We start from the raw sequence: 930 nt of genomic DNA on the forward strand, positions 1-930 counted from the left end.
GCCCCCTCCTCGCCCCGTCCGGCCGGCTCGGCCGCCGCACCCGGCAACCCCTCCGAACCCGGGCCGGCGGTGCTGAGGTGGGCGGCGGCGGTGGTGATGTCGGCGGCCAGGCGGGCGGACCACGACGTGCGCTCGCAGACCCGGTCCTCAAGCAGCGAGCGGAGGGCCGGCAGCCCCGTCCCGGTCCTCGCGGAGACGGCGAGCACCGGGACACCTTTCAGCCCGTCGTCCTCCAGCAGCCGACGCAGGTCGCGTAGGCAGCGGTCGACGGCCTGCGCGGGCAGCCGGTCCACCTGGTTGAGCACCACCACCATCACGTCCCGGTGCTCCGCCAGCGGACGCAGGTAACGCTCGTGGAGCGCCGCGTCGGCGTACTTCTGCGGATCGACCACCCACACCAGGAGGTCGACCAGCTCCACCAGGCGGTCCACCTCCAGGCGGTGGGAGAGCCGGATGGAGTCGTGGTCGGGCAGGTCCAGGAGGACGAGCCCGGACAGGTCGCCGGAGGCGGTGGCGGAGTGCCGCTGCGGGACGTCGAGCCAGTCCAGCAGCGGCCCGGCGCCCTCGCCGTCCCACAGGGCCGCCTGCGCGGTCGAGGTCGTCGGCCTGGTGACGCCCACGGCCGCCAGCTCGGCACCGGCCAGCGCGTTGTGGAGCGACGACTTGCCGCTGCCGGTCGCCCCCGCCAGCGCGGCCACGGTGTGGTCGATCGACAGGTCGCGGCGTGCTCCCGCCCGCTCGGCGACCGTACGCGCGCCGGACACCGCCTGCTCGGGCATCCGTCCCTCGGCCAGCGAGGCGGCCTCAAGAAGGGCGGCGAGCCTGGAGTCGAGAGACGGGCCCTCCTTACGGCGCAGCAGCTTCACGGCCTCTCCTCAGGGCGGGGCGGCAGCGGACCATCCACGGGCCCGGCAGCGGGCAGTTCAGCCG

At 75.4% G+C, this 930-nt stretch carries 1 protein-coding gene; it reads right to left on the bottom strand.

The genetic code is table 11. From position 1 onward, the window contains the following. A partial coding sequence (locus E1267_RS43880; RefSeq protein ID WP_181957937.1) for a YfjP family GTPase occupies positions 1 to 866 on the bottom strand: 866 nt, incomplete at its 3' end. Between the last annotated feature and the right edge of the window lie 64 nt (positions 867 to 930).

It is taken from the genome of Nonomuraea longispora, assembly GCF_004348345.1.
Taxonomy (GTDB): Bacteria; Actinomycetota; Actinomycetes; order Streptosporangiales; family Streptosporangiaceae; genus Nonomuraea; species Nonomuraea longispora.